Origin of the sequence: Bartonella heixiaziensis (genome assembly GCF_046245125.2) — a bacterium.
In the GTDB taxonomy this organism is placed as follows: Bacteria; Pseudomonadota; Alphaproteobacteria; order Rhizobiales; family Rhizobiaceae; genus Bartonella; species Bartonella heixiaziensis.
This window is the reverse complement of sequence record NZ_CP176404.1, coordinates 1,215,739-1,230,262: the sequence shown is the minus strand read 5'-3', so window position 1 is coordinate 1,230,262 and position 14,524 is coordinate 1,215,739. Positions and strand designations below refer to the sequence as shown.

8 protein-coding genes and 1 tRNA gene are annotated in these 14,524 nt (G+C 36.2%); 5 read left to right on the top strand and 4 right to left on the bottom strand.

What is annotated here, in order from left to right; translation table 11 throughout:
• The first annotated feature begins 1,004 nt into the window (after positions 1-1,004).
• Positions 1,005-1,160 carry a hypothetical protein gene (locus ACKC4Y_RS05465; RefSeq protein ID WP_409360805.1) on the top strand — a complete coding sequence of 52 codons (156 nt, stop codon included), beginning with the start codon at positions 1,005-1,007 and terminating at the stop codon, positions 1,158-1,160.
• Positions 1,161-2,050: 890 nt separating this feature from the next.
• On the opposite strand, the gene ACKC4Y_RS05460 is transcribed toward ACKC4Y_RS05465, so the two are convergent.
• The 3 genes from ACKC4Y_RS05460 to ACKC4Y_RS05450 all read right to left on the bottom strand — a co-directional run bounded on the left by ACKC4Y_RS05460 (position 2,051) and on the right by ACKC4Y_RS05450 (position 5,861).
• A complete protein-coding gene (locus ACKC4Y_RS05460; RefSeq protein ID WP_409360804.1) occupies positions 2,051-2,302 on the bottom strand; it encodes a GlsB/YeaQ/YmgE family stress response membrane protein in 252 nt (83 codons plus the stop codon).
• A 581-nt stretch (positions 2,303-2,883) separates the two neighbouring features.
• On the bottom strand, positions 2,884-4,575 hold the full coding sequence (locus ACKC4Y_RS05455; protein ID WP_409360803.1) for a Na/Pi cotransporter family protein: 1,692 nt from the start codon (positions 4,573-4,575) through the stop codon (positions 2,884-2,886).
• 68 nt (positions 4,576-4,643) lie between these two features.
• Positions 4,644-5,861: a mechanosensitive ion channel family protein gene (locus ACKC4Y_RS05450; RefSeq protein ID WP_409360802.1), complete on the bottom strand. Its 1,218-nt coding sequence runs from the start codon at positions 5,859-5,861 to the stop codon at positions 4,644-4,646.
• 135 nt (positions 5,862-5,996) lie between these two features.
• Here ACKC4Y_RS05450 and dnaG point away from each other — a divergent pair, with 135 nt between their 5' ends.
• The 3 genes from dnaG to ACKC4Y_RS05435 all read left to right on the top strand — a co-directional run bounded on the left by dnaG (position 5,997) and on the right by ACKC4Y_RS05435 (position 11,389).
• Positions 5,997-7,934: a DNA primase gene (gene dnaG / locus ACKC4Y_RS05445; RefSeq protein ID WP_409360801.1), complete on the top strand. Its 1,938-nt coding sequence runs from the start codon at positions 5,997-5,999 to the stop codon at positions 7,932-7,934.
• A 344-nt stretch (positions 7,935-8,278) separates the two neighbouring features.
• Positions 8,279-10,288 carry an RNA polymerase sigma factor RpoD gene (gene rpoD, locus ACKC4Y_RS05440; RefSeq protein WP_409360800.1) on the top strand — a complete coding sequence of 670 codons (2,010 nt, stop codon included), beginning with the start codon at positions 8,279-8,281 and terminating at the stop codon, positions 10,286-10,288.
• Positions 10,289-10,927: 639 nt separating this feature from the next.
• Positions 10,928-11,389, top strand: coding sequence for a YcgN family cysteine cluster protein (locus ACKC4Y_RS05435; protein WP_409360799.1), 462 nt, complete (start codon positions 10,928-10,930; stop codon positions 11,387-11,389).
• A gap of 39 nt (positions 11,390-11,428) precedes the next feature.
• Here the strand turns inward: ACKC4Y_RS05435 and ACKC4Y_RS05430 are convergent, their stop codons facing one another.
• Positions 11,429-12,166 (bottom strand): SIMPL domain-containing protein, encoded by a 738-nt coding sequence (locus ACKC4Y_RS05430; protein WP_409360798.1) that lies wholly within the window; start codon positions 12,164-12,166, stop codon positions 11,429-11,431.
• Positions 12,167-12,334: 168 nt separating this feature from the next.
• On the opposite strand from ACKC4Y_RS05430, the gene ACKC4Y_RS05425 reads away from it, so the two are divergent.
• Positions 12,335-12,411: transfer RNA gene (locus ACKC4Y_RS05425), tRNA-Ile, on the top strand.
• Positions 12,412-14,524: the final 2,113 nt, after the last annotated feature.

Sequence of the window (14,524 nt, the reverse complement as noted above, 5' to 3'; positions counted from 1 at the left end):
ATAATAAACATCCCTATTGTAATATAGAAATGCGAAGACAGCAAGTTTCTAAATGGAAATATGTAAGGGGAAAATTTAATGGAGTTGTTTTAAAAAAGGATATGCAGAAAATATATTATGGGGTGCTTCTTCCTTATTATTCGCAAAGGTAAAATGCGTCACGATTTATCTAAAGCCCTTTCACATAATGGTTTATGGCACTCTCCTTGTTAGTAACAGGGGATTGGGAAAACGTTTAGACTCTTAAAATTCGTTTATAATGTATATAAAAAAGAGATGAAGAATTCATCTATGTGAAAAGGATTGAAGAAGAAATATTAGGAGTAGGGGGGATCTTATTTAATATTTTAAAAATTAAAGGGTACTCAAACTATTTGAATTTAGATGTAAATGCTTTTGTATTACTTATAACTCAGAAATTTATTTAAATGATTTAGAAAGAGTGATACAAAGGATTTCTTATCATTAAATGGTTATCTCATACCTTTATATCTAGTATATCAATACAAATATAGGGAATTTCCAGGAATTAAAACAATCGTATTTGAAGAATACATATGTGACAATAATGGGTATTTAAAAGATAAGACTCCAAAATTAATTAAGCTTATGTGAAACTGTTTTTATAAATCATGATTATAGTGTGGTAATATTTCAAGCTCTCATTCTTATTTTGATTTTTTTAGATTATGTAATCATAAAAATAATGAATTTACTCATTACAAATATAAATCCATTCTTATATATCATACTGTTGGAAAAGAATTTGTTGAATAAAAAAGAAAAAGCATTTTGCTCAATCAATTAAAGATACAATTTATGGTTCAGCTATTTGTTAAACAGCTCTATTAAAGATGACTTTATATTTGTAAACAAGATGCAAGTCTGTATACAAAAATATTCATTAACCTTATTATAGATGGACAAGAATTATCTGTATTTTTTGCCAACGAGAAGCTCTTCATCAAAAAAGGGAAAACTCGTGGATATATTAGCTATATAGTATGGATAATGGTATTTTATATGAAAATGCAAGTAAAGAAAAAATTTCAAGAGATTATCAATTAAAACAGTTAGCTAAATTCATTAAGGATGGTGATATTTGTTTTGAGATACTGACAGTGAAAAGAGTTATGGAAGCTTTCATGAAAAAAGTCTAATCTTGTGAGAACATGCATTAGCAACTCAAATGTTTCAAGAAAATGTTAAAATTTTATGTCGCATAAGAACATTTAAAGTTTTTAGAATATCTCACAAGGTGATTTTGATAGGGTTATAAAAAAATAACCAAAGTTATCACATCATGGTTTTTGTTTGCTTTATGATGATAAATGGTATGTGATAATGCAAAAATATTATAAAATTTATTATTTGTTAAAATAAAAAATATTTTAAAAGTACATGATAAGATAAATTTTATATTAATTTTTAATTGATAATAAATAAAAAAAATATCGAAATAAAAATGGAATAGTATTATTTTTTATCTTCTATGTATATTATGAAAACTATTTTTAAAGTTATAATATTAAATATATGTATTTTAGTTTTATGCTAAAACACTTTTACTTACTTACACCATAGAATTTAAATTTTACGTAATATAGATTGTGATCCTATTTATTGTTTTTATAATACATGCAGCAGCCGTGTTAATATTACAGTGATGTAAAAAATTTGATTATGATTAGTATATTATATTTTTATTAGAAATTTTAGTATGAGTATGGCCTCTAAAATCACACGCTCGAACCGATAATATTTGAATATGGATTATAGAAAAGAAAGTCAGTATTGTACTAAAACAGTGTAGATATTTCTTTTCGCACGAGCACATTCTAGCCTTTTGATATGGTATATTAGGTTATGCGGTGCTAAAGAATTTCCTCGCTATTTCTTGCTTAATGATATGATGATGGTGATGCAAAAGGACAGAACCTTAAGCATTTCACCATCACTTCCTCAATTGTTTTAAGTTCTAAAGCTACCATTGAAATCTTAGGATTCTTAAGAAGCACTAAAAGGTGCCTCTAAAAAATGAATAAATGCTTTATGGTTTAATTTTTCGTCCTATCCATATCAGGATACAGGCTCCAATAAAACCAGAAACGAGATAGCCAAACCACCCAGCAAAGCTAACCCCTAAAAGTCCAAAAAGAAAGCTGGCTAACGCAGCTCCAATAATTCCCAAGATAATGTTCAGAAATATTCCTGTTTGGCTTTTCATTAGATACTTTGCAGCCCACCCTGCAAGACCGCCGATAATAATAGCTGCAATCCAACCGATATTTACATCTTCCATTACATTCTCCCTCCTTTTCCATAATCTAAACTGTTAGTTCTAACTAGGGTAAGCTTTGTAAAGGTCAAGATTTCTTTCTTTTTTACCTAGGGGGATATTGCTGCTGAAAAGTTTGTTATAATTGCTACTTTGCTGATTTCCAATTCAAGTGGACACCTAATGCACGCAGCGTTATATCCATAAAATCACAAATACACACATTGCCCATGATAACAAAAAGCGTTGAGGTTAGCAATAGTTTTACGTAAAAGGAGAAAATGTTTGTGACAGTATTTTGAAAGTATGAATAAAATGTATTCATAAGTAGGTGTCTTGCTCATTCCTCTAACAAAATTCAAAAAATAAAATGACATGACGAAAGAAACGAGCAAAGTTGACGCTCAAAAGTTCAAGAAGACGTTCATTAATACGATCTCAATGATGCTTAAAATGATGTTTAATTTTTAGCAGAATACTGTGGAGGTAGAATTTGTAAAAACATTGATATATTAGTCGCAGACCAATTAATGGTTGCATTTCTTATGACACACTTTTTCTCTTGAATGATAACCATTAATTTTCTCGTTCAAATATTCCAAAAGTTAAGATTTAGATGTTTTTTGTTCAGCAGGGGTACGCAAACGCGAATTTTTGAGTAGTCCTTGGGCTTCTAGAATTGGGTAGATCATTGAGGTTAAAAGAGAGTTGATTTGTTTGAGATCGCGTACAGTGTCAAGATGAAGGCTGGACGATTCTATGTTTTTGAGGTCACCTTCACGGAGGCGCTTAAAATGCTTCAAACTCATTTCTTTTTCTAAATTTCGAATCTGATCTTTTTTTTGTACCAATAAATGCGCGGCGTGTGTGTCACGCGAGACAAGAACATTAAATGCAATATGCGCATTGGCCAGAACAATGGCGTGAAAATGAAGGAGATCATTCCATCCGTCACTACTGAATTGTAAGCCTTTTTGTTGTTTCTTTTTAATCAACATAAGCATATTATGAATAATTATGTCGCCCGCTTGATCCAATTTTATACAAGCGCTTAGAAGTTCTTGCGTTTGGAGGGCCTCTTCATCAGATAATTTTTGTCCAGCTAATCGGGCAAGATAGAGTTTGATTGCGGTATGCTTTCTGTCCAATATGGTATTCAGCTGGTTGAGCTCACGGATGATGTCAGGATCAGGGTTTTCATATAGTCCCATGATTTTTTCTAGCATGATATCCACAAGGTCACAAATATGGATGACTTCACGCATGACATTAGAGAGTGCTAAAGTTGGGCGTTCAAGAACGCTATCATCAAGAGCTGTTTGCTCGGATAAATTAAGAATTTTATTGGTTTGCGTATTTTTTGTACTTAAATGGACAATTTTAGTGGTTAGCTTTAAAACCCATTTCGAGAGGGGTATTCCAGCAAGAAGAATAAAAACATTGAAAATGATATGGGCATTAATAACTTGAGTAGAAGCGTTATTGCCAAGCCATGTGATTGGTGGTTGAAAGAAAAGAAATAAGATAAGGACAAAAATTGAACCAGCTCCACGCATGAGTAAATTTCCTAATGGAACGAGGCGGGTATTAGGAGAGGCGTTGCGTGTTAAAAGCGGTGCTATGAGAGAAGAACCAAAGTTGACGCCAAGGACCATTATAACACATAGTTGAGCATGGATAAGATCATAATTGGCGAAATTGACCAGCAGAATGATTCCAGCGATAGAGGAATGCAAGAGGTAAGTTAGTGCTGCTGCCAATAAAAAAGTGGAAACAGCATCGGTTGAAAGATAGCTAATGATGCTAGGCAAAATCGCACTATCACGTAAAGGTTCTGTGGCGGTGCTTATCATTTGTAAAGATAAGACCAAAAGGCCAATACCGATGACGATACGTCCGATTTGACGCCAATTACGTTTTTCAGTTGTCATGAAGATAAAAGTGCCGATTAAAAGACATAAGGGCACAACGATAGTAAGATCATAAGAGAGGATTTTGACAACCAGTGCCGACCCTAATTCTCCTCCACGTACAGCCATGAGTCCCGCTAAACCAGAGACAAAGCCAGATTCAACAAAAGAACCAACAAGAAGCGTTATTGCTGTAGAGCTTTGTAAAATCATTGCTGTAAACAGTCCAAAGCTTACAGCAAAGAGTGGTTTGGAAATGACGTGGCGCATTTTGTATTTAAGCCTATCACCATAGGCACGTTCTACTCCTGTGCGCACCATACGTGTGGCCCAGAGAAGTAAAGAAATAGCGCCTGCCAGATGAAGGAGCACCAATGAACCATTCATGATACTTTTCTTTCTCTATTGTCATGAATACAGTTGATCTAAAAACTGACGAACTGATGTTTCTCGTTTTACTTTGCTCTCGCCTCTAATACATGACGAAAATCATAGCCGCTTGGATTTTGAAAAATCTTTAGACCAAAACTAGGAAGAATGGAATAAAGATGATCAAAAATATCACTTTGAATTTGTTCATACTCTAGCCAAACGGTTGTGTTGGTAAAACAATAGATTTCCAAAGGTAAACCATCCGGTGTAGGCGGCAATTGCCGCGCCATTAAGGTCATGTTTTGTTCGATGTTTAGATGATTTTTTAGGTAAGCAAAAACATAAGCACGAAACGTCCCAATGTTGGTTAAACGACGGGTATTGGCTAATATATCATGATTTTTATCTAATTGAGCATTCCATTCATTGATTTCTGGTATTTTTTGTGTGAAATAATTTTCTAATAAATTCAATCTGGAAAGATATTCTTGTTCTTCTTCTGTATGGAAACGAATGCTTGATTGGTCAATAAAGAGAGAGCGTTTGATGCGTCGTCCACCTGCTTCTTCCATTCCGCGCCAATTCTTAAAAGGATCTGTCACCAGTTTACGGATAGGAACAGTCGTGATTGTTTTGTCAAAATTTTGAACTTTAACAGTATGAAGTGCAATTTCAGTGACATCACCATCTATATTGAGACTAGGGATTTCAATCCAATCGCCGACACGGACCATATCGGTGGATGAAATTTGGATGCCTGCAATGAGAGAAAGGAGCGTATCTTGGAAAATCAACATCAGAACAGCCGCCATTGCACCAAGACCGGATAAAAGAATAAGAGGTGAGCGGTCAATCAATGTGGCTACCATGAGAATTGCAGCTACAGTAAAAAGCGCAATTTTAGCGATTTGAATATAACCTTTTATTGGTTTTAAACGCGCTGTTGGCTGTTGTTCATAAAGGATATTAATAACGTTAAGAAGAGAAGAGATTGCAAGGACAACAACAAAAATAATAAAGGCATTGGCAACATTGCTGATAATAGTGCTGAGTTCAGCAGGAAGTGTTGGGATAAAATCAATGCCGATTGAGAGAGTAAAGGCTGCAATAATATTAGCTATGTACTGAATGGTGTGTTCAATATCGGCGGTTGTAGCTTTAGGAAGAAAAGAAGAAAACCGTTTTGCTCCGTGAATAAGTATATTTCGTGCTAAAAAGTTGACTAAAAGTGCTACAAGAATAAGAATAATGAGCCAAACAATGGATTCTAGCAGTGGATATTGAACAAGAAATTTGATCACTTTATTTACTCTCCATTTTTAAATTATATACGGTTGAGCTCTTATAATCTTTCAACCTTTTAAGATGAAGTATTGGAATTATGCTTCAAAGTCGTTAAACATGCAAAAAAGAATTTTAAACCTCTGTGAGAGATAATGCGTTTTCCGTCTGATTTCCTTGATGAGATCCGCACCAAATTGCCAATTTCAACGGTTATTGGCCAAAGGGTGGTATTTGATCCCCAAAAAAGCAGGCCTGCACGGGGAGATTTCTGGTGTTGTTGCCCATTTCATGGTGAGAAAACTCCAAGTTTTCATTGTGATGATCGTAAGGGGCGTTATTATTGTTTTGGCTGTGGTGTGAGTGGTGATATTTTTACTTTCCTTTGTGAGCTTGATGGATTGCGCTTTTCAGAAAGTGTAGAGCGTTTGGCTGATTTTGCGGGGATGAAATTACCTCTCTTTGATCCACAAAGTCATAAACGCCAAATGGAAAAGGCAGACCTTTATGATGTTATGAAAATAGCTACGGATTTTTTTCAATATAGCTTACATGATAAAGGAGGAGCTCAAGCGCGTCGTTATCTCGATGCGCGTGGTGTAACGCCAAAGCTTGCAGAGCGCTTTCGAATTGGTTTTGCTCCGACAAGGCGTACAGCTTTGAAAGAAGCTTTGAGTGCACGTGGTATTTCAATAAAACAAATGGAAGATTGTGGGCTTCTCAAAATGGGGGATGATGGTAGCACTTCCTATGATCGTTTTAGAAATCGTATTATATTTCCTATTGAAGATTTACGCGGACGTGTTGTGGCTTTTGGAGGGCGTGCATTAGATAAAGATACGCGGGCAAAATATCTCAATAGTCCTGAAACAGTGCTTTTTCATAAAGGAAATATGCTTTATAACGCGGCTACTGCGCGCAAAAATAGCCGCTTTGTTGGTGATGAAAAAATCCATTCACTTCTCGTTGTTGAAGGTTATATGGATGTAATCACATTGACGAAAGCTGGTTTTGAAGGAACCGTAGCTCCTCTGGGGACAGCGTTAACGGAAGCACAAATTGGACTTTTATGGCAGATGGCGGCTGATCCAATTTTGTGTTTTGATGGAGATGATGCTGGTTTAAAAGCTGCTTTTCGTGTTGCTGATCGTGTATTGCCTCTTTTAAAGGTAGGGGTGTCTGTGCGCTTTGTTTTGTTACCACAAGGTAAAGATCCAGATGAAATTATTCGTGCTGGTGGTGCAGAGCTTTTCACTTCTTTTTTGAAAAAATCAATTCCACTGATTGAGCTTTTGTGGTTGCGTGCCACCTATGGAAAGAGTTTTGAAACTCCAGAAGCACGAGCAGCGCTAGAAAAACAACTAAAACAGCAAATTTTTACGATTAAGGATGCAGATGTACGTCGTTATTATTTTCAAGATATAAAGAAACGGCTTTTTGACTTTTTCCGCCCATTTTTTTCGAAAAAAAAAGGTGCAGGACAATATGGTCAGAATCCTCAAAATAGGATGTTTAAAGATCAATCTTTTTCGATGTTGGCAAATTCCGACATAGTGCGTAATTCATCCCATTCTATTCCTCTGCGTGAGGCCGTTATTTTACTGATTTTGGTGCATTATCCTGAGTTATGGTATGAAAATTTTGACGTTCTTGCTGAGTTAGAGTTACAAAATACGCAATTAGTGAGCCTTCATCAATCTATGTTAGAAATTCTTGGAAGCCAGCAGCTTTATGATGACAAGACAATGGTTACACTTTTAGAAGAAAGAGGGCAAAAAGCTCTCTTAGAGCGTATGACAAATCTGGTGCAAAATGTTGGTATGCGTACTGTTTTTGCGGGGGCACCTATAGAAGATGCCCGTGCTGTATTAAAACAAGCCATCTACTTGCATCTTCAAGAATACCACCTACATAAGAGACTACAAGATATTGAAGAGCAACTTGTGGAAAATCCTAATAGTGAGGTTTTTGATCTGCTTCGTGAAATAAAAATCGAGCTGGAACAGATGCAAGCGACAGAAGCTTTAATTAAAGGATTTGGCAGTTGGTTTGATGAAGAAATAGACGGGAATAAGAAAGATAAGATAAAATGATTCGCTTTTTTTGAGCGAATCAGTCACCTAAAGCTTAGTATGAGGAAGTTGGATGTAGAGCGGTGTTTTTATAAAGAGTCACGAGTGAATTTTAGGAATAGCGGGAAATTGGTTCTTACTATAGGGTGCAGAGATTGTCTCAGAAAGGCTGAGTGGTGTCGGGGAAACTTCTGGGGTTTTCCCGCGTTTTTGTGTGAGTGAAGAGTGTATGCAACAAAATGTATTTTTTCTAATAGAGATCTCTTCTAAGAGGGAGTATATACGGGATATTGTTGATACGCTAAGTAGGAACGCAAAAAACTGGTCACGCGGAAACTGCGTGGTGATCAAGTGGAGTTAACGGTATGGCAACGAAAGTAAAACAGAAAGACAATATGGAAGCAAAGGGCCAAGCGAGTGTGGACAGTCCTCTTCTCGATTTTTCTGATGATGCCATCAAAAAAATGGTTAAACTCGCCAAAAAAAATGGTTACGTGACGATGGATGAATTGAATGCAGTTCTTCCTCCTGATGAGGTTACATCTGAACAAATTGAAGATACCTTGGCGATGTTCTCTGAGATGGGCATTAATGTCGTTGACAATGAGGATGAAAGTGAGACTGAGCCTTATGAAGAGGAAGTTGCAGTAGAGGGAGGCGATTTAGTAGAGGCTACCAGTCACGCTATTGTAACAACAACTAAGCGTGAAGTGACAGATCGCACCGATGATCCAGTGCGCATGTATTTGCGTGAGATGGGAGCTGTTGAACTCCTTTCGCGGGAAGGTGAAATTGCTATTGCTAAGCGTATTGAAGCGGGGCGTGAAACAATGATTGCCGGACTTTGTGAGAGTCCTTTGACTTTTCAGGCTCTCATTATTTGGCGTGAAGAATTAAAAGAGCAGCGTATTCTTCTTCGTGAGATTATTGATCTTGAAACGACTTATGCAGGACCAGAAGCCAAGCAGACTCCTGTTATTGAACGAAGTGAGGTCGAAAAAATAAAAGAGGAAAAAACTTCTTCTGGTGCGCGTGATATGGAGGATATTAGGCGAGATATAGGTGTTGAGGAGGATGATGAAGAAGACGATGACGTTAATTTATCGCTTGCTGCAATGGAAAATGAACTTTGTCCTCAGGTCATGGAAACATTGGATTTCATTGCTGATACTTATGTAAAATTACGAAAATTGCAAGATCAGCATGTTGAGAGCAGTTTGGCAGAGCGTAAAGAGGGGGCTCTGTCGCCTTCCCAGAAGAAAAAATATATTCAATTGAAGGGTGAATTGGTTCAAGCGGTGAAATCTCTTTCTTTGAATCAAAATCGTATTGAATCCTTGGTTGAGCAGCTTTATGACATCAATAAGAGATTGATTCATAATGAGGGAAAGCTGAAGCGTATTGCAAATAATTACGGTGTTGGTCATGAGGATTTTTTAAAAGAATACCAAGGTCGTGAATTGGATGCGGATTGGATTGATTACATTTCAACTTTGTCAGGAAGCGGTTGGAAAGAATTTTCAAGACGTGAAGCTAAGGAAATTCAAAGTTTGCGCAGCGAAATACAGAATCTTGCGCAAGAAACTGCTATTTCAATTGGCGAATTCCGTCGGATTGTGACACAGGTGCAGAAAGGTGAGCGCGAATCAACAATTGCTAAAAAAGAAATGGTGGAAGCTAATTTGCGTCTCGTGATTTCAATTGCCAAAAAATATACCAATCGTGGTTTGCAGTTTCTTGATCTTATCCAAGAAGGCAATATTGGCTTGATGAAGGCAGTGGATAAGTTTGAGTATCGGCGTGGATATAAGTTTTCAACTTATGCCACATGGTGGATTCGTCAGGCGATTACGCGCTCAATTGCTGATCAGGCACGCACCATTCGTATTCCTGTTCATATGATTGAAACAATTAATAAAATTGTTCGCACATCGCGCCAGATTTTGCATGAAATTGGGCGTGAACCCACACCAGAAGAATTATCTAATAAACTTTCTATGCCGCTAGAAAAAGTGCGAAAAGTGCTTAAAATTGCAAAGGAACCGATTTCACTTGAAACACCCGTTGGTGATGAAGATGATTCTCATTTAGGTGATTTTATTGAGGATCGGAATGCATTGTTACCGATTGATGCGGCTATTCAAGCTAATCTGCGTGATACGACAACTCGCGTGCTTGCTTCACTCACACCACGTGAAGAACGTGTTTTGCGAATGCGTTTTGGTATAGGGATGAACACTGATCACACGCTGGAAGAAGTTGGCCAACAATTTTCAGTTACACGTGAGCGCATTCGTCAGATTGAAGCAAAGGCGCTTCGTAAGTTAAAGCATCCCAGCCGTTCACGCAAATTGCGTAGTTTTCTTGATTCTTAAAAGTGTAATTGCGCATTTTTCAAGGTGCGTTATTGATTGGTGAATATGGATGAAAGACACTCTCATGGAGTTCTTGAGGTGTCTTTTTTCCAAAATTAACAGGTTGAGATTGAATAATTTATGCAGAATTTTTGATGTTAAAAATTCCTCTTGGCTTTGATATTTGTGTGCTAAGGTTTATAAAACGACATAAAATTATAGGGTAGCTTCTAAAAGAAATGAACAATTCTAAAGCGTTATTTTATGTGCACCAGTAAGTTTATGAACAGAAGTGATCTATTAAGAATACTCTCATCAACGTATGTTAACTTTTCGATGCGCACGGAAAGTTTTTTGTGTGGAGGCATTCATAAAAGTCGCTTATGTTTATGTGTCGATATATGAAAAGTTTCATTTGGATTATATTCTTGCTTTAAATTGATAAATATTTATCGTTACGCATGCGGGGATATGTTTACATTAGCTTCGCAACAGATATTTTCTTATTTATTAAACTGGATTTTAAAAAAATATCTTGAAGCACTGTACTGAATGAAGCAGTGTTGAAATAAATAAAAGATATGTAAAGTTATCGAGATTCAATTTTATTTATTTTTCTTTTTAATAGATTTCTTTGTTTAAAAAACTATGGCCAATTTTATGAGTAAAGAAGTTCCCTTTTGGAAAGTAAAAAAATTAGAAGAAGTTTCCATTTCTGAATGGGAGAGTCTTTGTGATGGCTGTGGGCGTTGTTGTTTGCATAAGGTAGAAGATGAAGACACTGGTGATATCTATGCAACGAGTGTGGCGTGTCGTTTTTTAGATGCGGAAACTTGCCGGTGTCGGGACTATGCTCATCGTAAATCAATTGTTTCAGACTGTATATCGTTGGATATCGCAACAATTAAAACAGCCCGTTGGTTGCCAGAAAGCTGTGCTTATCGACTGATTTATGAGGGACAAGATCTTCAATGGTGGCATCCATTGGTGTCTGGAAATTGTCAGACGGTGCATCAAACGCAATTTTCTGCGCGTGGACAGATAGAAATTCACGAAGACGAATTATTGTCTGAAGAAGATTATCTCCAACATATCACCGATCTTCTCTGTGAAGGCCGGTGATAAGATCATTTTACACAATGATTGATCATACGATGAGATTTAATCGATACAAAATACTACAGTGACATTCACATTATAATTCAGTTCACCACCTGAAAAATTTGTATCTGCATAGCTTTCATTTGCTGCTCTGCTCATGAGGCGTGGGCTTGAATGATAGCCATCGTCATTTTCATGGATTTCAATAATCTTGCCTAATTTTAAATTGGCTGCTTGTGCTATAGTTTCTGCTTTTTCAATTGCTTCAGCAATGGCTTTTTTACGCGCTTCTTGATAAAATGGCTTCATATTGGCATTGGTAAAGGTAATGCCATTCACAGAATTAACGCCGAGTGCCATGGCTTGATCAAATATTTTCCCAGCATTGGAAAGATCACGAATGCGCACTGTTAAAGAATTTGAAACGCGATAGAGAATTTCCTTGTTCTTTTTTTCGTGATGATTATCTGGACTAGATTGATAAATGGACAAGCCTGATGTTTGCAGGTCGTTTGCTTGGATGCCATTACTCTTAAAAGCGTTTACAATATCGTTCATAGATTTATTATTGGCTGCTAATGCTTTTTGGGCAGTTTTGTCGTGAGTTACAACGGCTAGATTGATAATTGCCATATCCGGTGTTGCTTGATTTTCGCCAGTCGCAGTAACTGTAATAGTTGCGTTTTCCATTTTTCTTTTTTCAGCGTGTGCGGTAAGTGAAGTGGCTAGTAGGGTAAGTGCTACCATAGCCATTTTAACCGGATAAATCTTCGACGGTTGGGAAGTTGTTCTTGTCATATCTATTCCTTTTGTTTATCGATTTACTACTCTCTCATTTTCTAGAGTTCTTGTAAAGAAATTAGGGCATTAGAAAAAAAAACCGATAGAAAAGAGAAAAAGGTCGATTATAATTTAAGCAAGCTCTTGTATCATAGAGAATTTTAGTTTAGAGAGAAGCAGCTTGTGGGGCCTGTAGCTCAATTGGTTAGAGCCAGCGGCTCATAACCGCTTGGTTGGGGGTTCGAGTCCCTCCGGGCCCACCACAATCCGCAGTGGGTAATTCCTGTAAGTTAATGTAGTTTGTCAGTGGGTTTTCTATCATTAATTTTCTTTCAAAGGCGGTTTTCTGATTCTTTCAAAGGCGGTTTTCTGAGTTTTCATAGATTAAAAAAAACTTTGAAGACTTTTTAAGGCTTTCTCTCTTTTTTTGCTGAAAAATTCTGTTGTTTATGGGTTTTGCACTTTTTTGATTTTCTGCTGTTAAAGCTATCATTAATGAAGAGCACATTTAATGGTAGAAAATGTATATAAAATCATATGTTAATCATATCTTTTCCTACTTATAGTGTACAACCTCGTGTCAAGTTACATCCATTAGTTTTAAGAATCGCTATTACGAGCTCTTTTTAGTTTTTTTATCAATTCAAGAGAAAGTTGTTTGCGTTTAGTATTTATTTTATAAAGGGATGGTATAGTATCATCTGTCCAGCTAAATGATGCTTTGAATTGTGTTACTACTTGCACTTGCATTAATAGTACATGTTCCGGCTCGTTTGTTTAAAACGGGGAATAGGGATCTTTTTGGAATTTGCTTCTCTCTGTCGTCTTCTGTTCAAGAAGGAAATCCATCCTTATTTTTGAAGAGAGTTTGTTACCCTAATATTGGTTTGTCTTCTAAAAGGTCATTGCGTAGTTTCAGAAAAATTTGAACGGCTATTGGTGCTTTCTTGCATCATTCAACTGCCTGTTTTAGTATGGGTTTTATTATTCTATAAGACATGTTTCCTGTAGAGTCATGTCTTTTGGTGTTTTTTTGATTATACCCATTGATGCTGTTAAATATCGTGTGAGTAGCTATGCAAATGCACCCTTAGCCAGTTTTCTGGTTTAGGAAGTATGAGCTCTTGTAATTTAGTAAGTGCAATTTTGTAGTTATCGACCAACACTTATGGTTCACAGATTTCGCGTATTTTCTACTATTGTCTATGGCCAATGTATGCATATTATGCGGCTCTATTGGATAATGTTTTGCAATATAAGGGAGGCGGGGTTTTGGTATGGCAACTTCACAATTTCAAGAGCAAGGTTTCATAATATTTATTCTTGAATACATTTATAAATTTATTTTGCTAAGTAACTGAAATTGCTTTTTGAAAAACAGTTTTAAGAGAGAATATTAGGTTTACCAGTAGGTTTAATTTCTATTAATTAGCAACCTTGTTTTTTCTTCTCTTGAAGTATGTGTAATGACACATTGTCTGATAATAGGTAGGCAATAGGTTATTTCTATATTTCTTTTTGCGTGTGATTTACCCCTAACGTGAAATATTTGTGTTGTTTTGAAATGGTTGTTTTGGTTGTTAAAAGTCGGTTTTTTTGAGGCTATATAATCTTATCAGTGAATTCGTATTTTTGATCTCTCTCTTTCAGTTGACTACTGTAAACTGTGCATTTTCAAAATATGCATTTCGTTGTGGGCTCACACATTATCAAAGACCCATATTTAGATAACTGTTGGTATTTCTGTAACTAGTTGCATTGCTCTGAACCTGAGCATTGCCATGAATATGCACATTGTTTGCAATCTTCACGATGTCCAAAATTTAACAATCTTTAGGAATAAAGATTATCTCTTTCATTATCCGTTTTCTCAGGTTGTTTAGTGCAAGGATGCAGTGTAAATTACAATAACGGATATTAATTATTTCACCACCATGCCTTTTTCATACGTGCTTTATTTTTGAAAGCCTGAGCAGTATGCTGATTCTTCTTGTGATGATTTCTGTTGGAGGAAGGATGACTTTTGCTCGTACATTTGCTGTTTGAATTGTTTAAGGAAGGCAATTCGTAAGACCCTTTTTTTATTTTGATAAAGCAAAAAACATACCACTTGAAGTGCCTCGGTAAACTCAATTTTTTTGAATCGATTGTAAGAAGGACTTCATCCTTATTATTAGTTTCCTGCTCATGCGAAGCTACTGATTGGTATCTTTTTTGTAAGTACTTATGCAATTTATGTATGGCTATTATCGGGACTTTGTCAGTTGTATCTTTTAAGTGTTGCCATTTTTGTTCATAACAGATTTCTATGTCAGCACTTAAATGGTCCTTTCAGAGGAGAGATTGTTTTTTTAGAAAACTCATTACGGAGTCGCA

What these genes read in the sequence shown, in the direction of transcription:
- ACKC4Y_RS05435 (WP_409360799.1), top strand. Translation starts at nt 10,928, where the DNA reads ATGAGTAAAGAAGTTCCCTTTTGGAAAGTAAAAAAATTAGAAGAAGTT.
- ACKC4Y_RS05460 (WP_409360804.1), bottom strand. Translation starts at nt 2,302, where the DNA reads ATGGAAGATGTAAATATCGGTTGGATTGCAGCTATTATTATCGGCGGT.
- dnaG (WP_409360801.1), top strand. Translation starts at nt 5,997, where the DNA reads ATGCGTTTTCCGTCTGATTTCCTTGATGAGATCCGCACCAAATTGCCA.
- ACKC4Y_RS05430 (WP_409360798.1), bottom strand. Translation starts at nt 12,166, where the DNA reads ATGACAAGAACAACTTCCCAACCGTCGAAGATTTATCCGGTTAAAATG.
- ACKC4Y_RS05465 (WP_409360805.1), top strand. Translation starts at nt 1,005, where the DNA reads ATGGATAATGGTATTTTATATGAAAATGCAAGTAAAGAAAAAATTTCA.
- rpoD (WP_409360800.1), top strand. Translation starts at nt 8,279, where the DNA reads ATGGCAACGAAAGTAAAACAGAAAGACAATATGGAAGCAAAGGGCCAA.
- ACKC4Y_RS05455 (WP_409360803.1), bottom strand. Translation starts at nt 4,575, where the DNA reads ATGAATGGTTCATTGGTGCTCCTTCATCTGGCAGGCGCTATTTCTTTA.